At 73.3% G+C, this 20948-nt stretch carries 20 protein-coding genes and 1 pseudogene; 13 read left to right on the top strand and 8 right to left on the bottom strand.

The window, feature by feature from the left end; genetic code table 11:
- Positions 1–32 precede the first annotated feature (32 nt).
- On the top strand, positions 33–686 hold the full coding sequence (locus ACZ6ZR_RS06195) for an MBL fold metallo-hydrolase (protein ID WP_465639842.1): 654 nt from the start codon (positions 33–35) through the stop codon (positions 684–686).
- Between the two features lie 51 nt (positions 687–737).
- On the opposite strand, the gene ACZ6ZR_RS06200 is transcribed toward ACZ6ZR_RS06195, so the two are convergent.
- The 3 genes from ACZ6ZR_RS06200 to ACZ6ZR_RS06210 all read right to left on the bottom strand — a co-directional run bounded on the left by ACZ6ZR_RS06200 (position 738) and on the right by ACZ6ZR_RS06210 (position 3320).
- A complete protein-coding gene (locus tag ACZ6ZR_RS06200) occupies positions 738–1430 on the bottom strand; it encodes a DUF6882 domain-containing protein (protein WP_465639844.1) in 693 nt (230 codons plus the stop codon).
- 96 nt (positions 1431–1526) lie between these two features.
- Positions 1527–2513 carry a TerC family protein gene (locus tag ACZ6ZR_RS06205; protein WP_465639846.1) on the bottom strand — a complete coding sequence of 329 codons (987 nt, stop codon included), beginning with the start codon at positions 2511–2513 and terminating at the stop codon, positions 1527–1529.
- A gap of 228 nt (positions 2514–2741) precedes the next feature.
- A complete protein-coding gene (locus ACZ6ZR_RS06210; protein WP_465639848.1) occupies positions 2742–3320 on the bottom strand; it encodes a TerD family protein in 579 nt (192 codons plus the stop codon).
- Between the two features lie 279 nt (positions 3321–3599).
- On the opposite strand from ACZ6ZR_RS06210, the gene ACZ6ZR_RS06215 reads away from it, so the two are divergent.
- A complete protein-coding gene (locus tag ACZ6ZR_RS06215; protein ID WP_465639850.1) occupies positions 3600–4250 on the top strand; it encodes a hypothetical protein in 651 nt (216 codons plus the stop codon).
- 50 nt (positions 4251–4300) lie between these two features.
- Here ACZ6ZR_RS06215 and uvrB read toward each other — a convergent pair whose 3' ends face one another.
- The 3 genes from uvrB to ACZ6ZR_RS06230 are packed head-to-tail and all read right to left on the bottom strand — an operon-like array spanning position 4301 to position 7289.
- Positions 4301–6391 (bottom strand): excinuclease ABC subunit UvrB, encoded by a 2091-nt coding sequence (gene uvrB / locus ACZ6ZR_RS06220; RefSeq protein WP_465639862.1) that lies wholly within the window; start codon positions 6389–6391, stop codon positions 4301–4303.
- A gap of 46 nt (positions 6392–6437) precedes the next feature.
- Positions 6438–6569 carry a hypothetical protein gene (locus tag ACZ6ZR_RS06225; protein ID WP_465639864.1) on the bottom strand — a complete coding sequence of 44 codons (132 nt, stop codon included), beginning with the start codon at positions 6567–6569 and terminating at the stop codon, positions 6438–6440.
- Between the two features lie 27 nt (positions 6570–6596).
- The gene (locus ACZ6ZR_RS06230) at positions 6597–7289 is read right to left on the bottom strand and encodes a DUF6445 family protein (RefSeq protein WP_465639866.1); all 693 of its coding nucleotides are present in this window, start codon (positions 7287–7289) and stop codon (positions 6597–6599) included.
- A gap of 171 nt (positions 7290–7460) precedes the next feature.
- Here ACZ6ZR_RS06230 and ACZ6ZR_RS06235 point away from each other — a divergent pair, with 171 nt between their 5' ends.
- Positions 7461–8294 (top strand): polysaccharide deacetylase family protein, encoded by an 834-nt coding sequence (locus ACZ6ZR_RS06235; protein WP_465639868.1) that lies wholly within the window; start codon positions 7461–7463, stop codon positions 8292–8294.
- A 171-nt stretch (positions 8295–8465) separates the two neighbouring features.
- Here ACZ6ZR_RS06235 and zapE read toward each other — a convergent pair whose 3' ends face one another.
- On the bottom strand, positions 8466–9584 hold the full coding sequence (zapE, locus tag ACZ6ZR_RS06240) for a cell division protein ZapE (RefSeq protein WP_465639870.1): 1119 nt from the start codon (positions 9582–9584) through the stop codon (positions 8466–8468).
- Here zapE and ACZ6ZR_RS06245 point away from each other — a divergent pair.
- The 5 genes from ACZ6ZR_RS06245 (at position 9583) to ACZ6ZR_RS06265 (ending at position 15184) form a co-directional block, all read left to right on the top strand.
- Entirely contained in the window at positions 9583–10365 is a 783-nt protein-coding gene (locus ACZ6ZR_RS06245; RefSeq protein ID WP_465639872.1) for a pyrimidine reductase family protein, read from the top strand. The genes zapE and ACZ6ZR_RS06245 overlap by 2 nt on opposite strands.
- Positions 10366–10482: 117 nt before the next feature.
- Complete coding sequence (locus ACZ6ZR_RS06250; protein ID WP_465639874.1) at positions 10483–10941, top strand: indole-3-glycerol phosphate synthase; 459 nt, start codon at positions 10483–10485, stop codon at positions 10939–10941.
- 77 nt (positions 10942–11018) lie between these two features.
- Entirely contained in the window at positions 11019–12422 is a 1404-nt protein-coding gene (murC, locus tag ACZ6ZR_RS06255; RefSeq protein WP_465639876.1) for a UDP-N-acetylmuramate--L-alanine ligase, read from the top strand.
- Positions 12423–12441: 19 nt separating this feature from the next.
- Positions 12442–12846 (top strand): peptide-methionine (R)-S-oxide reductase MsrB, encoded by a 405-nt coding sequence (gene msrB / locus ACZ6ZR_RS06260; protein ID WP_465639878.1) that lies wholly within the window; start codon positions 12442–12444, stop codon positions 12844–12846.
- Positions 12847–12952: 106 nt separating this feature from the next.
- On the top strand, positions 12953–15184 hold the full coding sequence (locus ACZ6ZR_RS06265; protein ID WP_465639880.1) for a restriction endonuclease: 2232 nt from the start codon (positions 12953–12955) through the stop codon (positions 15182–15184).
- Between the two features lie 37 nt (positions 15185–15221).
- Here ACZ6ZR_RS06265 and ACZ6ZR_RS06270 read toward each other — a convergent pair whose 3' ends face one another.
- A complete protein-coding gene (locus tag ACZ6ZR_RS06270; protein WP_465639882.1) occupies positions 15222–16133 on the bottom strand; it encodes a GNAT family N-acetyltransferase in 912 nt (303 codons plus the stop codon).
- Positions 16134–16355: 222 nt separating this feature from the next.
- On the opposite strand from ACZ6ZR_RS06270, the pseudogene ACZ6ZR_RS06275 reads away from it, so the two are divergent.
- The 5 genes and pseudogenes from ACZ6ZR_RS06275 to ACZ6ZR_RS06295 all read left to right on the top strand — a co-directional run bounded on the left by ACZ6ZR_RS06275 (position 16356) and on the right by ACZ6ZR_RS06295 (position 20896).
- Positions 16356–17649, top strand: a pseudogene (locus ACZ6ZR_RS06275) (MbnB/TglH/ChrH family RiPP precursor modification enzyme).
- Positions 17650–17786: 137 nt separating this feature from the next.
- The gene (locus tag ACZ6ZR_RS06280; RefSeq protein ID WP_465639884.1) at positions 17787–18803 is read left to right on the top strand and encodes a TIGR04222 domain-containing membrane protein; all 1017 of its coding nucleotides are present in this window, start codon (positions 17787–17789) and stop codon (positions 18801–18803) included.
- Position 18804: 1 nt separating this feature from the next.
- Positions 18805–19728, top strand: a complete 924-nt coding sequence (locus tag ACZ6ZR_RS06285; protein WP_465639886.1) for a TIGR04222 domain-containing membrane protein — start codon at positions 18805–18807, stop codon at positions 19726–19728.
- An 86-nt stretch (positions 19729–19814) separates the two neighbouring features.
- Positions 19815–20561, top strand: coding sequence for a hypothetical protein (locus tag ACZ6ZR_RS06290; protein WP_465639888.1), 747 nt, complete (start codon positions 19815–19817; stop codon positions 20559–20561).
- On the top strand, positions 20558–20896 hold the full coding sequence (locus ACZ6ZR_RS06295; RefSeq protein WP_465639890.1) for a winged helix-turn-helix domain-containing protein: 339 nt from the start codon (positions 20558–20560) through the stop codon (positions 20894–20896). Before ACZ6ZR_RS06290 ends, ACZ6ZR_RS06295 begins: the two co-directional genes overlap by 4 nt.
- The last annotated feature ends 52 nt before the right edge of the window (positions 20897–20948 follow it).

The raw sequence follows: 20948 nt of genomic DNA on the forward strand, positions 1-20948 counted from the left end.
TTGGCGACCGAGGAGCGAGGAGCGGTAGCAGGATGACGTACCACGGAGCAGTGAAGGTCGGCGGCCCGCCGGACGTGCGGGAGCTGGCCCACCTGATCATCACCAAGGTCGCGGTCGGCCCCCACGACAACAACGCCTACCTTCTGCGCTGCCGGGCCACCGACGAGCAGTTGCTGATCGACGCGGCGGCCGACGCCGAGGTCCTGCTGGAGTCCGTCGGCCCCCAGCTGGCCACCGTCGTCACCACCCACCGCCACCACGACCACTGGGGCGCCCTGGCCGCCGTGGCCGAGGCCACCGGCGCCCGCACCGCGGCCGGCCGGATCGACACCAAGGCCATCGACGTCCCCACCGCCCTCCCCCTCGACGACGGCGACGTCCTCCGCGTGGGCCAGGTCGAACTGACCGTCCGCCAGCTCACCGGCCACACCCCCGGCGCCATCGTCCTCGTCTACGACGACCCCCAGGGCCACCCCCACGTCTTCACCGGCGACTGCCTCTTCCCCGGCGGCGTCGGCAACACCTGGGGCGACCCGGCCGCCTTCGACACCCTCTACCGCGACGTCACCGAGAAGCTCTTCGACGTCCTCCCCGACGAGACCTGGATCTACCCCGGCCACGGCGGCGACACCACCCTCGGCACCGAACGCCCCCACCTCCCGGAGTGGCGCACCCGCGGCTGGTGACACCCGGCCGGGCCGCCCCGCGCGGGGCGGCCCGGCCCACCGTCCACCCGGCTAGGCGGAGACCGGTCCGGCCTCGACGCCCGAGATCCGGCCGAGCGCGTCGAAGGTGACCACCGCCGTGCCACCGCCCGGTAGCTGGGCGGTGATCCGGTCGGCCTCCTCCCTCGCCCGGACCCCGTGCAGGGCGAACCAGCCGTTGACCACCCGCCGCGGCGAGCGGGCGAAGAGCTGCGCGCCGGTGAGCAGGTGGCGCGGCATGGCGACCGGGTCGAATCCCGCCGGCCGGAGCTGCGGGTCCTGCGGCACGAAGTAGACCCGCGTCCCGGGGCCGGCCTCCTGGCCGATGTAGCCGGGCGCGCCGAGCACCGCCGCGCCGAGGAAGGCCAGCGACTCCGCGGCCAGGCGCGGATCGGCGAAACCGCCCAGGTCCACGCCCTCGTGCTCCAGCTCCGCGATGCCGTGGTGGCGGCCGAACTCGGCGATCCGGGCACTGGCCTCGACCACCGCGCCACCCCGCAGCCCGGGGTTGGCCCAGCCCCACAGCCAGGTCCGCCCGTCCGTGTCGTAGCTGCCCAGCAGCCCGACCCTCAGGGTCCGGCCGCCGGACTCGTAGCGGCACTCGTCGAGGTCCGCCGTCCAGGGTCCGGCCGGGACGGCCTCGCCGATCCGTTCGAGCTGCTGGGCGCCCCACGCCGCGTGGTACTCGGCGGCGTCCAGGAAGGCGTCGGAGAAGGCAGTGATCATCCGGGCAGCCTAAGGGCCGTCGGCCGCGGACACGGAGCAGGGCCCCGGCCTGAGGTGGGTTGGCCGGGGCCCTGCCGTTCATGGGGTGGTGGAGCGTCAGGCGTCGATCTCGTCCTTGGACTCCGCCCGCTCGGCGTTCTCCTGCTTCCGGGAGGCCATCAGCGAGGTGATGGTGGTGATCACCAGGACGCCGCAGATGACGCCGAGGGAGACCGGGATGCTGATCTCGGGGACGTGGACGCCGCTCTCGTGCAGGGCGTGCAGCACCAGCTTGACGCCGATGAAGCCGAGGATCACCGAGAGGCCGTAGCTCAGGTGGACCAGCTTCTTGAGCAGCCCGCCGATCAGGAAGTACAGCTGGCGCAGGCCCATCAGGGCGAAGGCGTTGGCGGTGAAGACGATGTACGGGTCCTGGGTCAGGCCGAAGATGGCCGGGATCGAGTCCAGGGCGAACAGGACGTCGGTGGTGCCGATCGCGAGCATCACGATCAGCATCGGCGTCATCAGCCGCTTGCCGTTCTCACGGATCGTCAGCTTGGTGCCGTGGTACTTGTCGGTCGAGGGGAAGCGCTTCTCGATCGACTTGAGCAGGCGGTTCTCCTCGAACTCCTCGTCCTCGTCGGGACCCATGGCGTCCTTGACCAGCTTGTACGCGGTCCAGACGAGGAAGGCGCCGAAGATGTAGAAGACCCAGGAGAACTCGGAGACCAGGGCGGCGCCGCCGGCGATGAAGACCGCCCGGAGCACCAGCGCGATGATCACGCCGACCATCAGCACGCGCTGCTGGTAGATCCTGGGCACCGCGAACTTGCCCATGATCAGGATGAAGACGAAGAGATTGTCGACGCTCAACGACTTCTCGGTGATGTACCCGGCGAAGAACTCGCCCGCCGGCTTCGAGCCGCCGTACCACCAGAGGAAGGCGCCGAACAGGACCGCCAGCACGACCCAGACGGTGGTCCAGATCCCGGCCTCCTTGATGGAGACCTCGTGCGGCTTTCGGCCACCGATGAAGAAGTCGGCCACGACCAGGGCGACCAGCACCCCGATCGTCCCGACCCAGAGACCCACGGAAACGTCCACTTAGCTGCTCCTCCGGCAGGTAGGCGAGAGACAGTCATCGTCACTGCCGGAGGTCTCTTCCGCCCGTCGGCCGGCTCCGCCTGGCCCACGGACCAGCGCCCCGGGCCACCGACTTCGGCGACCGTGATGACGGGGACACTGCGGGGGAATACTCCCCTCCGTTCCACCGAGACTAACAGAAAACCCAAGAGAAGGTAAAGAAGGTAAAGAGCTCCCCCTGACGGCCCGTCAGAGGAACGGCTCGATGGCCGGCAGCATGTCCTGGAAAGTGCGCGCCTTGGCCGGAGCGCCGATCGCCTGCATGCCCCAGCCGCCGCTGCCGTCCCGGTAGACCTTGGCCATGATCTGGCCGGTGTGCGGGCCGCCGCCGGTCAGCTCGTACCGGGCCAGCTCCTGGCCGGTGGACTCGTCCACCAGGCGGCAGTGCGCCTGCTGCACCTCGGCGAAGCTCTGGCCGGTGTAGGAGGAGACGGTGAAGATCACCTGGGTGATGTGCACCGGGACCTGGGCGAGGTCCACCAGGATCGACTCGTCGTCCTCCGAGCCGACCCCGCCGACCAGGTTGTCCCCGGTGTGGCGGACGGAGCCGTCGTTGCTCACCAGGTGGTGGAAGAAGACCACGTCGGACGGGGTTCGCTCGGCGTACAGCAGCGCGGAGGCGTCCAGGTCGATCTGACGGGTGCGGCTGCCGAACAGTCCGCGCTTGGGTGCGGCCTTCCACCCCAGGCCCATCCGGACCACCGTCAGCGACTCGCCCGAGCTCTTCTGCAGGGTCACCCGTTGGCCCTTGGCCAGGTTCACCGACACGGCAATGCCCTCTCTCATCGGCCCGGCCCACCCACCGGACCGGTGCAACGGCGGAACACCCTTGCCGTCCCCCGGCCGAGGCCCCCTGCGTGGGCACGGAGCCCACGGCTCCCCAACCCTATGGCCTGCGGGCATCCGCCCCGTGCAAGGGGAGTACCCCGTGGCGCCACCGCCGACGCGGAGCTGCCACGGGGTACGGGCATCTGGCGGCCACCGCCCCCCGTCCCTACCATCGCGGGGAGCGGGAGCGGGAGCGGGAGCAGGACCGAGGGGGCGCGCATGCGGGAGCGGGGACCGGCCGCGGCCGCGGTCCGGGTACTGGTCGAGTCCGCCGCCGGGGGCGGAGCGGCGACGGGGGCCGAGGCCCAGGTGATCGCGCTGGTGCGGGAACGGCTCGGCCGGTCTGAGCCCGGCAGCGCGGCGCTGCTGCGGCTCGACACCGAGCGGAGCGCCGAGGCCGAGGCGGTCGCCGCGGCGGCGCTGGCCAGCGAGATGGCCGCGGACGCCGTGTTCGGTCAGCTGATCCGGACCGCGCTGGACGGCCGGGCGCCCCGTCCGGCCGGAGTTCCTCCCGTGCCGCCACCGCCACCGCCGCCGTACCCCCCGTCCCCACCGTCGACGGGCCACCCCTGGCCCGTCGGTCCGGCCGCTGCCCGGCCCCGGCCGGACCCCCGCCGGGTCGCCGCCGTGTGGCTGCTCGGCATCCCCCAGGTGCTGGTGGCCTTCATCGCCGGGAACCTGGCCGCCGGACTGGGCGCGCCCTCCCCGCTGGTCGGGGCCGTCTTCACCGCCTCGGCGGTGCTGCTCGCCCTCGGCATCAGGATCGGTGCCGCCGCCCTGCGCCGGACACCCGGCCCGATGCTGATGGTGGGCGTCGCGGTCGACGCGCTGCTGATGGTGCGCGTGTTCCTCCGGGTCATCGGGATCTGACCCACCGACCGCGACGCCCGACCGCGACGCCCGACCGCGACACCGGGGCGCTACGCCATGCCGGCCTCGCGCATCTGTCGGAGCTCCTTCTTCAGCTCGCCGATCTCGTCGCGCAGCCGGGCCGCCAGCTCGAACTGGAGGTCGGTGGCGGCGGCGTGCATGCGGTCGGTGAACTGCTGGATGAGGTCGGCGAGTTCGGCGGCCGGGAGGCTCTTGGCGGGCTTGCGGTCGGCGCCCAGGGCGGGGACCGGGGCCTTGCCCTTGCCGCCCTGGCGGTAGCCGGTGGAGAGCAACTCCTCGGTGTCCAGGTCCTCGCGGTTGAGGGTGTCCAGGATGTCGCCGATCTTCTTGCGGAGCGGCTGCGGGTCGATGCCGTGCTCGGTGTTGTAGGCCTGCTGGACCTCGCGGCGGCGGTTGGTCTCCTCGATCGCCAGCTCCATCGAGGGGGTGATCCGGTCCGCGTACATGTGGACCTGGCCGGAGACGTTACGGGCGGCGCGGCCGATGGTCTGGATCAGCGAGGTGCCGGAGCGCAGGAAGCCCTCCTTGTCGGCGTCCAGGATGGCCACCAGGGAGACCTCGGGGAGGTCGAGGCCCTCGCGGAGCAGGTTGATGCCGACCAGGACGTCGAACTTTCCGGCCCGCAGCTCGCGGAGCAGCTCGACCCGGCGCAGGGTGTCGACGTCGCTGTGCAGGTACTCGACCCGGATGTCGAGACCGAGCAGGTAGTCCGTCAGGTCCTCGGACATCTTCTTGGTGAGGGTGGTGACCAGGACCCGCTCGTCCTTCTCGATCCGCTTGCGGATCTCGTGCACCAGGTCGTCGATCTGACCCTCCGTCGGCTTGACGATCACCTCGGGGTCGATCAGGCCGGTCGGGCGGATGATCTGCTGCACCGCGCCGTCGCCCCGGGCCAGCTCGTACTTGCCGGGGGTGGCCGAGAGGTAGACCGTCTGCCCGATCCGCTCCTGGAACTCCTCCCACTTGAGCGGGCGGTTGTCCAGCGCGGAGGGCAGCCGGAAGCCGTGGTCGACCAGCGAGCGCTTGCGGGAGGCGTCGCCCTCGTACATCGCGCCGATCTGCGGGACCGTCACGTGCGACTCGTCGATGACCAGCAGGAAGTCGTCGGGGAAGTAGTCCAGCAGCGTGTTCGGCGGGGAGCCGGGCTCGCGGCCGTCGAAGTGCATCGAGTAGTTCTCGATGCCGGAGCAGCTGCCGATCTGACGGAGCATCTCGATGTCGTAGGTGGTGCGCATGCGCAGCCGCTGGGCCTCCAGCAGCTTGCCCTGCTTCTCCAGGACGGCGAGCCGCTCCTCCAGCTCCTTCTCGATGTCGTTCACCGCGCGCTCCAGGCGCTCGGGGCCGGCCACGTAGTGCGAGGCGGGGAAGACGTACATCGACTCGTTCTGGCTGATGATCTCGCCGGTGAGCGGGTGCAGCGTGTAGAGCGCCTCGATCTCGTCGCCGAACATCTCGATCCGCAGCGCCAGCTCCTCGTAGACCGGGAAGATCTCGATGGTGTCGCCGCGGACCCGGAAGGTGCCGCGGGCGAACGCGAGGTCGTTCCGGGTGTACTGCATCTCGACGAAGCGGCGCAGCAGCGCGTCCCGGTCGACCTCCTCGCCGACGTGCAGCTGGGCCATCCGGTCCACGTACTCCTGCGGCGTGCCGAGGCCGTAGATGCAGGAGACCGAGGCGACCACGATCACGTCGCGGCGGGTGAGCAGCGAGTTGGTCGCCGAGTGGCGCAGGCGCTCGACCTCCTCGTTGATCGAGGAGTCCTTCTCGATGTAGGTGTCCGTCTGCGGGACGTAGGCCTCGGGCTGGTAGTAGTCGTAGTACGAGACGAAGTACTCGACCGCGTTGTTCGGCAGCAGCTCGCGGAACTCGTTGGCCAGCTGGGCGGCGAGCGTCTTGTTCGGCGCCATCACCAGGGTGGGGCGCTGGAGCTTCTCGATCATCCACGCGGTGGTCGCGGACTTGCCGGTGCCGGTGGCACCGAGCAGCACGATGTCCTTCTCTCCCGCACGGACGCGGCGCTCCAGCTCGGCGATGGCCGCCGGCTGGTCACCGTTGGGCTGGTAGGGGCTGACGACCTCGAAGGGCGCCACGGAACGCTCGATCTTCGTGATGGGACGCACGCCACCACGGTACGGCCAGCCACCGACAATCCCGGAGCGCCCCTGGTCAGGACTCGGCGGCGAGGGACAGGCCCACTGCGTTGCGGACCAGCAGCCGGCCGGCGTGCCGGAAGGAGCGGGGGTGCGAGTCGACCTCGTGGATCCGCAGGCGGCGCAACACCACCGTGGCGGCGGTCATCCGGACACCCTGGGAGCTGACGTCCGGTCAGGCCATCCAGAAGAAGACCGCCGTCATCCGCTTCTCCTCCAGGGTGGTGCCCCAGTACTCGGTGGCGGTGTGGATGAGGTTGGCGGTGTAGAGCAACAGGCGGTTGTGGCGGTGCGGGACGGCGAGGTCCTCGGTGAAGGAGTCGGCCGGGACGTAGCGGGTTCCGAGGGCGTCGACCAGGCTGTTGTGCGGGGCGGTCACCTGGTTCCCGCCGAGGCGGCCGCCGGGGAGGCTCTGGCGGTGGAAGCTGGTGCCGCAGCGGGCGGGCACGGTGGGGTTGAGGTAGAGCACGGCGGCGTACCGGCAGAGCGCGCGGGAGTCGGTGTGCGGCCGGGGCTCGCTCTCCCCCGCGCCGACCACCTGGACGCAGTTGTGGTTGAAGGTGCCGCCCTCGGCCTCGCTCAGCGCCCAGATCCGGGAGGCGCCGGTGGCCCTGCGGACCTTGGCCTCGACCAGGGCCAGCTCGTCCGGCAGCAGGGCCGGCATGGAGCGCAGACCGGGCCAGGCCTCGGGCTTGTGCGGGTAGCCCTCCTCCCACTCCTCGACGGCCAGGCAGCGGGCGCGGACCTCGTCCGCGTTGGGCAGCACGTCGTCCAGGACCCAGTAGTCGCGGCCCTTGGTGGGCTTGCGGTACGGGAGGACGGGCAGCACGGGTTGGCCGGGCGCGGGCCGGCGCAGCTGAGGGGGCATACGGCCGACCCTAGGAGCGGGTCCGCCCACGCTTCTCCCGCAGAGTGGTCAACTCTTGGCCACGGACCGTCAACTTTTGGTCTGGTCCCGTTCGTTCACGACCGACGGCCGGATGGTCCGCTCGGCGCACCCGGGTCGTACGCGGATTCCCCACTCCCTAAGCTGGCCGCGATGAACGCCGACCGCCGCACCCTGCTGCGCTCCGCCGCAGGCCTGGCCACCGCCGCCGCCCTCGGGACCCTGTCCGCCTGCTCGGGCTCCGAGCCCCTGGCGGCCGAGGGCCCGGCCTCACCGCCGCCCGCGCCGTCGGCCACCCCTTCGCCCTCACCCTCCGTGACGGCCACGCCCTCCCCCGCCGCCAGCCGGCCGCCGGTCGCCCCGGCCTTCGCCCCGCTGGCACCGGGCACCCCGGTGGAGGTCGTGAACGGGCCGCGCAACCGCTCCGAGGTCGCCCTGACCTTCCACGGCGAGGGCGACCCGGCCCAGGCCACCGCCCTGCTCGAACGGGCCGAACAGCACGGCGTGAAGCTCACCGTGCTGGCCGTCGGCCGCTGGCTGGACCAGCAGCCCCAGATGGCCGAACGGATACTCCGGGGCGGCCACGAACTCGGCAACCACACCCAGAACCACCGGGACCTCAACGCGCTGACGCCGGATCAGGTGCACGCCGAGATCGCCGAGTGCGCGGAGCGGCTGCGCCGGCTGACCGGCTCGATCGGGCGGTGGTTCCGGCCCTCGGCGGCGCAGTACGCCAGCGCGGTGGTCCGGGAACAGGCCCGGCTGGTCGGCTACGAGCACTGCCTGTCCTTCGACGTGGACCCGCACGACTACACCGACCCGGGCGCCGACCTGCTCCAACGGCGGCTGCTCCGCTCCGTCCGCGGCGGCTCCGTCGTCGCCCTCCACATGGGCCACCAGGGCACCGTCGACGCCCTCCCCGGCCTCCTCGACGGCCTCCACCACCTCGGCCTCCAGCCGGTGACGGCCAGTCAGCTCTGCGCCTGACGCTCCGCGGGGGCGGCCCTGGGCAGGTGGGCCACCAGGCAGCGACCCAGGGGCGCGAGGAACTGCGCGCAGGGGAACGGCAGCACGTGCAACCGGCTCGCCTGCCCCGATCCAACGCTGGGCCGCCTTCCGGACTCGCGCAGGTCCCCGCGCCCCCGGAGGCGTAGCCACCTACGCGGCGCTGTCGCGGGCCAGCGCGACGAGGCGGGAGATCGCCCGGAGGTACTTCTTGCGGTAGCCGCCGCGCAGCAGCTCCTCCGGGAAGACCTGGTCGAACGGCAGGCCGGAGGCCGTGATCGGCAGCTCGCGGTCGTACATCCGGTCGGCGAGGACCACCAGCCGCAGGGCGGTGGACTGGTCGTCGACCTGGTGCACGCCGCGCAGGAAGACCGCCTGGACGTCGTCGAGCAGCGCGCCGTAGCGGCTGGGGTGGACGGCCTTCAGGTGCTCCAGCAGCGCGTCGAAGTCGTCCAGCGCCGCGCCCTCGGTCTCCGCGGCACGCGCGGAGACGGCCTCGTCGGTGTAGGGCGGCGGGGCGTCCGGGAGGCCGCGGTGGCGGTAGTCCTGGCCGTCGATCCGCAGCGGGCGGAAGTGCGAGGAGAGGCCCTGGATCTCGCGGAGGAAGTCCGCGGCGGCGAAGCGGCCCTCGCCGAGCTTCTCAGGCAGGGTGTTGGAGGTGGCGCAGAGCTTGACGCCGTTCTCGACCAGGCGGCTGAGCAGGGTGGAGACCAGCACCGTGTCGCCCGGGTCGTCGAGCTCGAACTCGTCGATGCAGAGCAGCCGGTGGCTCGACAGGGTCTGCACCGCGGTCTGGAAGCCGAGCGCGCCGACCAGGTTGGTCAGCTCGACGAAGGTGCCGAAAGCTTTCGGCCCGGGGGTGGCGTGCCAGAGCGAGGCGAGCAGGTGGGTCTTGCCGACGCCGTAGCCGCCGTCGAGGTAGACGCCGGCCGGGCCGGTGGGCGCGGGGGCGGAGCGGCGGAACCAGCTCTTCTTCGCGGGGGCGCTCGCGGCCTGGATGCCCGCGGCGAACTCCTCCAGGACCTGGACGGCCTCGTACTGGCTGGGCTGCGTCGGGTCCGGGTCGTAGCTGCCGAAGCTGACGCCGGCGAAGCGCGGCGGCGGCACCATCTCGGCGACCAGGCGCTCGGCTGGGACGACCGGCCGGCGGGAGGTGAGCGCGATCGGGGTGGCGGTCGGCTCGGCGGTCGGAGCGGCGGTCGCTATGGCATCGGGGCGGGAGGCTGCGGGCACGTTAGTAGAGGGTACCGGCCGTGGAAGACTCGACCTCATGCAGCAGCTGATCAGTCCGAACGGCGTCAGGTACGCGGACCTCCACTCGCTGGAGGCGCTCGCCGAGGTCTACGCGTACCCCGACCAGGTGAACCACGGCCGCCCCTGGCTGCGGGCGAACATGGTCTCCGGCCTGGACGGCGGGGCGAGGCTGGAGGGGCTCTCCGAGGGGCTGTCCGGGGACGCCGACAAGCGGATCTTCGGGGTGCTGCGGGCGCTCAGCGACGTGGTGCTGGTGGGGGCCGAGACGGTCCGCTCCGAGGGGTACCGGCCGGCCCGGGCGCGCAAGGAGTTCGCGGCGGCCCGGGCAGCGGCCGGACAGGCGCCCGCCCCGGTGATCGCGATCGTCAGCCGGAGCCTGGGCCTGGCACTCTCCGCCCCGCTGTTCACCGAGCCACTGGTCCGCACGGTGGTGATCACCACCGAGGACTCCCCCGCCGAGGCCCGCGAGGCGGTGGCGGAGGTGGCCGACCTGATCGTGGCCGGGAAGGGCGACGTGGACCTGACGCTGGCTCAGCGGGAGCTGGCCGACCGGGGCTGGACCAGGCAGCTCACCGAGGGCGGTCCCCGGCTGCTCGGTCAGCTCACCGCGGCGGGGTTGGTGGACGAACTCTGCCTCTCGCTGGCCCCCCTGCTCACCGGCGGCGACGCGCCACGAATCCTCCACAATGCGGAAATGTCTGACACGCAGTCGATGCGACTGCTCTCATTGATCGAGGAGAAAGGTTTCCTCTTCAGCCGCTACCTGCGACTGGAAGGCCCCGCCCCCACCCCACTGTGATCCGAATCGCACCGTGGCCCATGTGGCGCGTGTGCAGCGTGAGGAAAGCATCCTCCGGGCACTATGGGAGTCGGGAAGGGACACCGCCCGGGGGCCTGCACCTGCGAAGGGACGCACGTGTTCAAGACCGTACTGATGATCGAAAAGGCGCTCTCCGACGCCGACGTGGAGCTGGTGACCACGCTCCACGGCGAGGAGGAGGTCTCCTTCGTCGTCCTGATCCAGCCGCGCGGCAAGCAGGGCGAACTGCTCCGCGCCCTCGACGACGTGGCCCTGGGCCATCTCGACAAGGCGGTGCACGAGCGGGACGAGGAGGAGGCCCCCACCCTGGCGGGCGAATCGCTCCAGCACAGCCTGCGCCACCTCCAGCGGGCCGGGGCCGAGGCGGTCGGCGAGGTGGTAGAGGAGGATCCGCTGGACCGGCTGCGCGAGGTGGTCGAGGAGCACGTGGCGGACGAGGTGCTGGTCCTGACGTCGCCTCACTTCGTGGAGGAGTTCTTCCACCGCGACTGGGCCTCGCAGGCCCGGCACAAGGTGGGCGTGCCGGTGCTCAAGCTGTTCGCCAGCGACTCCTGAGGCCGGACCGGACGCCCCTTGAGTTAGGGCAGAATCGTCCTTGCCCCTGACAGCACCGAGGTACGACGGAGCACTCCTTGAACGACGCCGCGCACGACCTGCACGCCCCGCACTTCATCGGCATCGGTGGCGCGGGGATGTCCGGCCTGGCGAAGATCCTCGCGGTGCGCGGCGCCCGGGTCTCCGGCAGCGATTCCAAGGACTCCGAGACCGTGCGGGCGCTGCGCGCGCTCGGCGCCTCGGTGGCGGTCGGCCACGCGGCCGAGAACCTGCCCGCCGGGGTGAGCAGCGTGGTGGTCTCCAGCGCGATCCGGGCCGACAACCCGGAGCTGGCGGCCGCCCGTGAGCGCGGCATCCCGGTGGTGCACCGCTCCGACGCGCTGGCCGCCCTGATGGGCGGCCGCCGCGCGCTGGCGGTGGCCGGCACCCACGGCAAGACCACCACCACCTCGATGCTCGCGGTCTCGCTCGGCGAGCTCGGCCTGGAGCCCTCGTACGCGATCGGCGGCGACCTGGACGCCCCGGGCTCCAACGCCCACCACGGCGCCGGCGAGATCTTCGTCGCCGAGGCCGACGAGAGCGACCGCAGCTTCCACAAGTACGCCCCCGAGGTCGCGATCGTCCTCAACGTGGAGCTGGACCACCACGCCAACTACGCCTCGATGGACGAGATCCACGAGTCCTTCGAGACCTTCGTCGGCCGGATCGTGCCCGGCGGCACCCTGGTGGTCTCGGCCGACCAGGAGGGCGCCCGCGAGCTCACCGGCCGGGTCCGCGGCCGCGACGGCCTGCGGGTGGTCACCTACGGCGAGTCCGAGCAGGCCGACGTCCGGGTGCTGGCCGTCAAGGCGCACGGCATGACCAGCGAGGTGACGGTCCGTCTGGACGGCACCGAGCTGACCTTCACCGTCTCCGTCCCCGGCCGCCACTACGCGCACAACGCGGTGGCCGCGCTGGCCGCCGGCGTCGCCCTCGGCGTCCCGGCCGCCGACCTGGCCAAGGCGCTCGGCGCCTACACCGGCGTCAAGCGCCGCCTCCAGCTCAAGGGCGAGGCCGGCGGAGTGCAGGTGATCGACTCCTACGCCCACCACCCGACCGAGATGACCGCCGACCTGGAGGCGATCCGGGAGGCCGCCGAGGGGCGGGTGCTGGTGGTCTTCCAGCCGCACCTGTTCTCCCGCACCCAGCAGCTCTCCGAGGAGATGGGACAGGCGCTGGCGCTGGCCGACGCCTCCGTCGTCCTCGACATCTACCCCGCCCGCGAGGACCCGGTCCCCGGCGTCACCAGCGAGCTGATCATCGACGCGGCCCGCCGGGCCGGGGCCGACGTCCGGGCCGAGCACGTCTTCGCGGACGCTCCCGCCGTGCTCGCCTCGCTGGCGCGGCCGGGCGACCTGGTGCTCACCATGGGCGCGGGCGACGTGACCGACCTCGGGCCGGAGATCGTCTCCCGGCTCGCCGGTGTTGCACCCTCTGCCTGACACCTGAGGAGGTCCCGCGATGGGCTACGAGATCGAGAAGACCGACGCCGAGTGGCGCGAGCAGCTCAGCCCCGAGGAGTACCACGTGCTCCGCGAGGCCGGCACCGAGCGCCCGTTCGTCGGCGAGTACACCGACACCAAGACGGTCGGCGTGTACGCCTGCCGCGCCTGCGGCAGCGAACTGTTCAGCAGCGAGACCAAGTTCGACAGCCACTGCGGCTGGCCCTCGTACTTCGCCCCGCTGGCCGAGGACCGCGTCCAGTACATCGAGGACACCACGATGGGCATGAAGCGCGTCGAGGTCCGCTGCGCCACCTGCGGCGGCCACCTCGGCCACGTCTTCGAGGGCGAGGGCTACGGCACCCCGACCGACCAGCGCTACTGCATCAACAGCATCTCGCTGACCCTCCGCCCCGCGGAGTAGCCGAGCGCGCACCGGAACCCCTGCGGGGAGCTCGTACACCGACGCTCCCCGCAGGGGTTCCGGCATGCCAGACTTGATCGTTCGGGTCGGCGGGGAGGGGACGGGAATGGCCAGGCGAGGCGGCTCCGGGATGTTGGCGATGATCGCGGAGGCGCAGCGGCAGCAGGCCCGCCGGCAGGAGGAGCAGCGGCGGGCGGCGCTGGCCACGCAGCGGCGGTACGAGCGGGAGCAGCGCGAGGCGCAGCGGGCCGCCGCGCAGGGGGAGCGGGAGGCGCTGAAGGCGTACCAGCAGGGGCGGGAGGCGGACGCCGCGCGGCGGACGGCCGAGCTGGACGAGCAGGTGGCCGGGCTGCGCGGGGTGCTGGCGCAGGGGCTGGCGGGGCGGGCGTTCCGGCTGACGGACGCCCAGGGGGCGTTCCGGCCGCCGCCGTTCGATCCGGGGCAGCTGGGGCGGCCGGTGCCGATGCCGGATCAGAACCACTACCTGGTACCGCCGTTGACGGGGCCGCAGGCCTTCAACCCGGCGGCCCGCGCGCAGTGGGACGCGCAGGCCGCGAACGCCCGGGCCCGGTTCGAGTACGACTGGCACGCCGCCCAGCGGGCCGAGGGCGAGCGGCTGCACCACCTGGCCGGGTACCGGGCGCAGTACGAGGCCTGGGTGGCGGAGAACCACCGGCTCGCCGCCGACCGGGCGGGCCAGGCGGCGCGGCTGGCAACGGAGTTGGAGACCGGCTCGCCGGAGGCGGTGGCGGACCTGTTCGAGACCGCGCTGCGCAGCCGTGCGGACTGGCCGGAGGGCTTCCCGCAGGAGTGCGAGGTGGCCTGGGACGCCGGGGCTCGCCAGCTGGTGGTGGACTGGGAGCTGCCGGGCTTCGAGGTGGTCCCGGCGGTGGCCCGGGTGCGGTACGTGAAGGGCGAGGACCGGGAGTCCGAGACGGCCCGGTCGGCCACCGAACGGAAGGCGCTCTACCGGGAGTTGCTGGCGCAGTGCGTGCTGCGGGTGCTGGCCGAGGTGTTCGGGGCCGACCAGCGCGGGCTGCTGGCCTCGGTGGTGGTGAACGGCTACGTGGAGGGGACCGATCCGGCCAGCGGCCGGGAGGAGCCCCGGTACCTGGCCGCGCTGACGGTCCGCCAGGAGGACTTCCGGGCGGTCGCGCTGGACCGGGTGGAGCCGCTGGACTGCCTGCTGGACGGGCTGCGCGGGCGGCTGTCGGCCAAGCCGGAGAAGCTGGAGCAGGTGCGCACCGAGCGGGTGGCCGGGCAGGTCGGCACGTACCAGGGGCCGCCCGCCGGGGAGGCCGGCCCGGACCTGTTCACGATGGACCCGCTGGACTTCGAGAAGCTGGTCGCCGAGCTGTTCCGGCGGCGGGGCTTCACCACCCGGACCACCGCGCGCAGCGGGGACCAGGGCGTGGACGTGGTCGTCGAGGACCCGGATCCGGTGACCGGCGGGCTGATCGTGATCCAGGCCAAGCGCTACCGCCGCACGGTGGACCCGACGGCCGTCCGGGACCTGGACGCGACCCGGGTCCACCACGGGGCGAAGAAGGGGATCCTGGTCACCACGGCCGGGTTCGGCCCGGACTCGTACCGCTGGGTGGAGGGCAAGCCGCTGACCCTGGTGGACGGGCCGATGCTGCTCGCGCTGCTGCACCAGCACGGCCTGCCCGGCCGCCTCGGCGGTGACGAGCCGCCGGGGCCGGCGATCCCGCCCCGCCCGGCGCACCCGCCGGTGCCCGCGGCCTCCGAGGACGCCACCCAGGTGCTGCCCCGGGAGGAGCTGACCAGGGTGATGCCGCCGCCGCGGGCGGCCGTGCTGACCCCGGGTCAGAACGTGCCGCTGCCCGCCGCCGGGCTGTCCGAGCTCTCGGTGCGGTTCGCCTCCACCGGCGCGGAGGCGGACCTGACGCTGCTGCTGCTCACCGAGGACGGCACCGTCCGCACCGACGAGGACTTCGTCTTCTACCACCAGCCCACCGCCGAGGACGGCGCGGTGACGCTCCGCCAGAAGGAGCGGCGGGCCGGCGGCCTGCTGAGCGAGACGGCGCTGGTCCGGCTGCCGGGCCTGCCGGCGGCGGTGCACCGGGTCGCGGTCTCGGTGAACATGGACGCCGACTCCACCGCCACCTGCGCCGAGCTGGGCCGGGCCGAGCTGGAGGTGCGGGCGGCGGACGGCAGCTCCTGGTCCTTCGAGCCGCCGGCCGACCCGGGCGTCTCGGCGATGCTGGTCGCCGAGTTCTACCGCCACCGGGGCGGGTGGAAGCTGCGCGCCGTGGGGCAGGGCTGGTCCGACGGACTGGCCGGACTGGCCCGGGCCCACGGCGTGGACGTCGGCTGAGCGGGGCTCAGATCTCCTCGGTCCGGAGGTCCTTGGTTCAGAGGTCCTTGGTGTAGAGCCACTCACCGGCGCAACGGCGGTAGCCGAGCCAGTCGTTGACGGCCAGCATCGGCGCGTTGGTCGCGTCGTTGTTGGTGTACGCGTCGGTGAGGCCGGCCGCCAGGGCGCGGTGCAGCGAGTCGGTCTTGGCCAGCTTGGCCAGGCCCCGGCCGCGGTGGGTGGCCAGCACGGTGGTGAAGCTGGACCAGTAGCGGGCGCCGGTGCTGTGCACGGCGCTGAAGCCGACCGGGCGGCCGTCCGCGAGCACCACGGTGGTGAGGCCGAGGTTCAGGTCCGGCGCGCGCCAGACCTCCTCCAGCCACTCCTCGTAGCCGATGTCGGAGAAGTCCACGTCCCCCGGCTCGTCCTCGGTGCCCGCCACGTCCACCTCGAAGAGCGGGCGCGGGTCGTCCCGGTAGTCGGCGGCGGTGCGCAGCTCGACGCCCTCGGGCAGCGGCGGCACCGGGCGGGCCAGGGTGCGCAGGTCGAGGTGGGCGAAGTACACCGAGCGGCCCTGCTGGTAGCCGTGCTTCTCGGCGAAGGCGGTGGAGGCCTCCTCGTCGTCGGCCCAGGCGCGGATCTGCCGCGCCCCGTGCTCGGCGAGGTGCTGCTCGGCGACCGCGAGCATCGCGGTGGCCACGCCCCGGCGCCGGGCCTCGGGGTTGACGCTCAGGTTGGCGAAGCCCTGGCCCTTGGTGGCGGAGTGGGCGTGCAGGCCGACCCGGCCGGAGGCCACCACCTCGCCGTCCAGCTCGGCGACCAGCAGGCGGTAGTGCTGCTCCGGGGCGGCGCTGTCGACCAGGTGGCGGACCGCCTTCGGGGACATCAGGAGGTGCGGGCGGCCGGCGCTGTAGGAGGCGGCGGCCGCCTCGGCGTCGGAGGGGCGGAAGTCACGGATGATCATCGTCATAGGGCGCCGACGCTATCCTGCTGGTCACCGGGGGTCCACTGAAATTCCCCCCGGCGGCGGAAAGCTCAAGTTCAGCTCTGAGAATGCCGGGCGCGGGTTGGCAGCGGCCCCGGGGGGATACATCCTCAGGCAGCGGGACGGCGCGCGAAGAAGCCGCCGGACCGACCGAATCCACAACGCCGCCGGTTCTCGGCGCGGCCCTCCGAAGGGGGCGGATCACAGATGACTTCCACCACGGCAGCGCTCCCCCGGCTCGGGGTCGGCGTGGGCTGGCGGCCCGAGATCGACACGGTGGTCGAGCGGCTGCCCGGCCTGGACTGGGTCGAGGTGGTGGCGGAGAACCTCTGCCCGGACGAGCTCCGGGCCGGGGAGCTGCCACCCTCCCTGACGGCACTGCGCGAGCGCGGCGTCCGGGTGGTGCCGCACGGCGTGGCACTGGGCCTGGGCGGGGCGGACCTGCCGGACCGCGCCCGGCTGGAGCGGCTGGCGCTGACCGCCGAGGCGCTCGGCTCACCGCTGGTCACCGAGCACCTGGCGTTCGTCCGGGCCGGTGGCCGGGAGGCCGGGCACCTGCTGCCGGTGCCGCGCTCCCGGGACGCGCTGCGGGTGATCGCGGAGAACGTCCGGATCGCCCAGCAGGAGCTTCCGGTGCCGCTGGCGCTGGAGAACATCGCGGCCCATCTGGCTTGGCCGGACGACGAGTTGAGCGAGGGTGAGTTCCTGGCCGAGCTGGTCGAGCGGACCGGGGTGCGGCTGCTGGTCGACGTGGCCAACCTGCACACCAACCGGGTCAACCTGGGCCTGGACGTGGCCGCCGAGCTCGACCGGCTGCCGCTGGAGGCGCTGGCCTACGTGCACGTGGCGGGCGGGATCGAGCGGGACGGGGTCTGGCACGACACCCACGCCCACCCGGTGACCGCCCCGGTGCTGGAGGTGCTGGCCGAGCTGCGGGCCCGGGCGGTACCGCCGGGCGTGCTGCTGGAGCGGGACGAGAACTTCCCGCCGCCCGCCGAGCTGGCGGGTGAACTCGACGCGATCCGTAGGGTGTTGGAGGGGGAACCACACCATGTCTGAGCACTACGAGTACCTGGTCAGGCCCGAGGTCGCACCGGCACCCGGGGGCACCCCGGAGCCGGACACCGATCCGGCGCTGGTGCTGGCCCGGGCCGAACTCGCCCGGAAGCAGGCCGCGTTGCTGGACGCGTTGCTGGCCGGGGCACCCGTGCCGCCCGGTTTCGACCAGGGCCAGGTCCGCACCCAGGCCCGCGGCCTGCTGCACAAGCGGCGGGACACGGTGGCCCGGGTGGAGCCGGAGCTGGAGCGGGCGCTCGGCCACGAGTACGGCCGGCTCTTCCTCCGGTACGCCGAGGGCCGCCCGATGACCGGCGGCTACCGGGCCGACGCCCGGGCCTTCGCGGAGTGGGCGCTGGCCGCCGAACCGCGGGCCGCCTGGCGGCCCGCCCTGGAACGCCTGCTCCGGCCCACCGGGCCGTCCCGCCGCCGCTGGTGGCGTTGAGCAACTCCCTTGCCCCGCACGGGCATCGGTAAGAACAGCAGGACCCGGCCGGCCCCACACCCGGCCCTCGCAGCCCGCCGCCCCGAGTGCGGCCGCTGCCCGTCACACGCTCCACTTCACGTACGGGGGACCTCACCATGTGGCACACCGAGTTCGGCATCGCCGCCGCAGCCCAGCTGCTCGCGGGGTGCAACGCCCAGATCGCCCTGCGCCGGATGCGCCGGGTGCCGCAGCCCATGGGCCTGCCCGGCCGGGGCCAGCCGCTGCTGGACGCCGCCTTCCTGGCCGGTGGCCCGGCCCGGGTGGTCGACACCGTGATCGTCCGGATGCAGCAGGAGGGACGGCTGATCGTCTCCCGCGCCGGCAAGGTCACGGTCACCGACCGGAACGCCCGGGACGCGGTCGAGGCCGTCCTGATCACCGTGGCCGGCTCCTCCGGCCGCACCGACCTCTCGACCGTGCGCCGCGAGCTGGCCCGTAGCGAGCACGTCCAGCGGATCGGCGACGGACTGGCCGCCCGCGGCCTGATGCGGCGGCCCGACCTGTTCCGGAAGGCGATGTCCGCGCGGCGGCTGTTCTGGTTCGTCCAGCTGCTGGTGATCGGCCTCGGGGTGCTGGCCGCGATCGACTGGTTCGGGCTCTCGGCGGCCGAGCAGGTCGACCGCGTCGCGCCGTTCTTCCCCTTCCTCGCCGTGCTGATGATGGGTCTGTTCTGGGTGGTCGCCAGCAAGCCGGAGCGGGCCAGGATCACCCCGGCCGGGGTCCGCCAGCTGGAGCTGATCCGCACCGGCAGCCCCTGGCAGCCGCACGACGCCGCATTCGCCGGGGCAGCCGTGCTGCTCGGCGCGGTCGCGGTGGAGGGCCTGGACTCGCTGGAGGACGCGCAGCTGCGGCAGGCCCTGGCGGCCCAGCAGGTGATGACCAGGACCTCGTCCACCTCCTCGGGCTCCTCCTCCGACTCCGGTGCCTACGTCTGGTGCTCCGGCTCCACCCCGGACTCCTCCTCGTCCAGCTGCGGCTCGTCCTCCTCCAGCTGCGGGTCCTCCTCCAGCAGCTGCGGCTCCTCCTCGTCCTCCAGCTGCGGATCCTCCTCCGGCAGCAGCTGTGGGAGCAGCAGCAGCTGCGGTGGCGGCGGCGGATGCGGCGGTAGCTGAGATGGCCGGGCCGCTGCCGTACGCCGAACTGCTGGCCGCCACCGCCCTGGTGGCGGCCACCGGCCTGCGGGCCACCCTGGCCGGGCTCCGGCTGGCGCGCCGGCGCGCTCCGGTCCGGCGGATGAAGGAACTCTCCGAGCTGGAGCTGGCCCACCTGGCCGGCGGGCCCGGCCTGGTGGCCGACACGGTGATCATCCGGATGCGGGACGACGGACGGCTGGTGATCTCCCGGGACGGACAGCTCACCCTGGTCCGCCGGCACTCGGCGGACCCGGTCGAGGCCGAGCTGGTCCGGCAGGCCGGGCCGCGCGGACGGGCCCACGCGGCCCCCGTGCGGAAGGCCCTGACGGCCAGTTGGGCGGTGCGGCGGGTCGGCGCCCGGCTGGTCGAGCGCGGCCTGCTGCACGACCCCCGGCCGCTGCGGGCCGCCCTCCGGGCCCGGCGGGCACTGTCGGCCGTGCTGGCCCTGACCGCCCTGCTCGGGGTGGCCGCCTGGGTCCGGCTGCTGGTGGTCCACCACCCCGTACTGCCCACCCTGGGCGGCTTCGCCCTGCTGCTCGCCCTCGGCGCCCTCTGGCGCCGGGCCACCGCCCCGGGCCCGTCCGCGCTCACCCCCTCGGGACGCTCCCTGCTGGAGCGGCTGCGCGGCCTCGCCGGCCCGGCCGTGGCGGCCGGCGGCGCGGGGATGGGGGCCACTCAGCTCGGTTACGCGGTGGGCGAGTTGATGCTCTACGACTGGTACACGGCCGATCCCCCCACCGACTCCTCGGGCACCGCGGACGGCTCGTGGTCGGACCACGGCGCCGGCCACGGCTCCTGGGCGGACGCGGGCTCCTGGTCCGACCACGGCGGCGGCCACGACGCCTCGGGCGGCTCGTGGGGCGGTGACCACTCCTCGGGTGCGGGCTACGGCGGCGGCGACTGACGGAACGTCACCATCCGTTCGTGAAGGGTGAACCGGGATCCCCCGGACCCTTGCCACCCTATGGTTTGTGATGCAAACCTGATGGCATGGCAGACTCCGCGGCGCCCTCGAACGGCGCCCCACACGACGTCCTCGCCGCCCTCGGCGACCTCACCCGGCGCGTCCGGGCCGCCCAGCGCGGCACCTGGTTCCCGCTCCTCCTGCTCGGGCTGCTGGTGCTCGGCGGGACCGTGACCGACCGCCTCACCCAGACCGTGCGGACCGTGCCCTGCGCGCCGGACGGCGCCGGGCCCGGTGGTGACTGCACCCTGGTCTCCCAGGGCTCGCCCGCCTACTGGCTGGCCGGGCTCGCCCTCGCCTACACCGCCACTGCCTTCTTCTACGCCCGCCGGGCCCGTCGACGCGGTGTCGGCACCCCCGTCCTGCCGTACGTCCTCACCGGAGCCGCCCTGCTCGCGCTGGTCGGCGCCACCGAGCTCTGGAGCACCCGGCACGGGATCCCGGCCCCCGGCGGGACGGTCGACCTCTGGGGGCTGCGCCTCGCCCCCGGCTCCGGCGCGGCCGAGCTGCTCGTCCGGCTCACCGGGACCGCCGTCACCATCGGGCTCCCCCTGCTGGTGCTCTGCCGGGTGGAGCGCAGCCGCGCCCTGCTGCTGTTCACCGCGGTCTACCTGGCCGTCGAGCTGGCGCCGCCGGACACCGGCTGGGCCGGCATCGCGGCCACCTCCCCGTGGGCCTCCGTCCCCCGGTTCGCCGTCCCGGGGCTGCTCCTGCTGCTCGGCGCACTCGGCTTCGGTCTGGCCGAACGGCGCCGCGGGCCGGGCACCGCGTGACCGACCGCGCCGAGCAGCACCCCGTCACCGCCCTGGACGACGTCGTGCACCAGCGCGTCCGCCTGGGCATCCTCACCGTCGCCCACCAGGCCCGCCGGGTCGAGTTCGGCTTCCTGCGCACCGCGCTCGGCCTCACCGCCGGCAACCTCAGCCAGCACCTGACCGTGCTGGAGAAGGCCGGGCTGGTCGAGATCGAGAAGGGCTACGAGGGCCGGCGGGGCCGCACCTGGCTCAGCCTCACCCCCGCCGGCACCCGCGCCCTCCAGGACGAGGTCACCCAGCTCAAACGCCTGATCCAGCAGATCGAGCACGGCGGCCCCGGGGCGCGGCCATGAGACCGCTCACCACTGACGGGCCGTCATCACACAGCGGTGACCTGCGGTTGCT

The sequence above is a fragment of the Kitasatospora sp. NPDC088742 genome, assembly GCF_055584905.1.

Excerpts from the sequence above, each read along its gene's own strand:
- ACZ6ZR_RS06195 (WP_465639842.1), top strand. The coding sequence starts at position 33 with ATGACGTACCACGGAGCAGTGAAGGTCGGCGGCCCGCCGGACGTGCGG.
- ACZ6ZR_RS06200 (WP_465639844.1), bottom strand. The coding sequence starts at position 1,430 with ATGATCACTGCCTTCTCCGACGCCTTCCTGGACGCCGCCGAGTACCAC.
- ACZ6ZR_RS06215 (WP_465639850.1), top strand. The coding sequence starts at position 3,600 with ATGCGGGAGCGGGGACCGGCCGCGGCCGCGGTCCGGGTACTGGTCGAG.
- ACZ6ZR_RS06225 (WP_465639864.1), bottom strand. The coding sequence starts at position 6,569 with ATGACCGCCGCCACGGTGGTGTTGCGCCGCCTGCGGATCCACGAGGTC.
- ACZ6ZR_RS06230 (WP_465639866.1), bottom strand. The coding sequence starts at position 7,289 with ATGCCCCCTCAGCTGCGCCGGCCCGCGCCCGGCCAACCCGTGCTGCCC.
- ACZ6ZR_RS06235 (WP_465639868.1), top strand. The coding sequence starts at position 7,461 with ATGAACGCCGACCGCCGCACCCTGCTGCGCTCCGCCGCAGGCCTGGCC.
- ACZ6ZR_RS06245 (WP_465639872.1), top strand. The coding sequence starts at position 9,583 with ATGCAGCAGCTGATCAGTCCGAACGGCGTCAGGTACGCGGACCTCCAC.
- zapE (WP_465639870.1), bottom strand. The coding sequence starts at position 9,584 with ATGAGGTCGAGTCTTCCACGGCCGGTACCCTCTACTAACGTGCCCGCA.
- msrB (WP_465639878.1), top strand. The coding sequence starts at position 12,442 with ATGGGCTACGAGATCGAGAAGACCGACGCCGAGTGGCGCGAGCAGCTC.
- ACZ6ZR_RS06265 (WP_465639880.1), top strand. The coding sequence starts at position 12,953 with ATGGCCAGGCGAGGCGGCTCCGGGATGTTGGCGATGATCGCGGAGGCG.
- ACZ6ZR_RS06270 (WP_465639882.1), bottom strand. The coding sequence starts at position 16,133 with ATGACGATGATCATCCGTGACTTCCGCCCCTCCGACGCCGAGGCGGCC.
- ACZ6ZR_RS06280 (WP_465639884.1), top strand. The coding sequence starts at position 17,787 with ATGTGGCACACCGAGTTCGGCATCGCCGCCGCAGCCCAGCTGCTCGCG.
- ACZ6ZR_RS06285 (WP_465639886.1), top strand. The coding sequence starts at position 18,805 with ATGGCCGGGCCGCTGCCGTACGCCGAACTGCTGGCCGCCACCGCCCTG.
- ACZ6ZR_RS06290 (WP_465639888.1), top strand. The coding sequence starts at position 19,815 with ATGGCAGACTCCGCGGCGCCCTCGAACGGCGCCCCACACGACGTCCTC.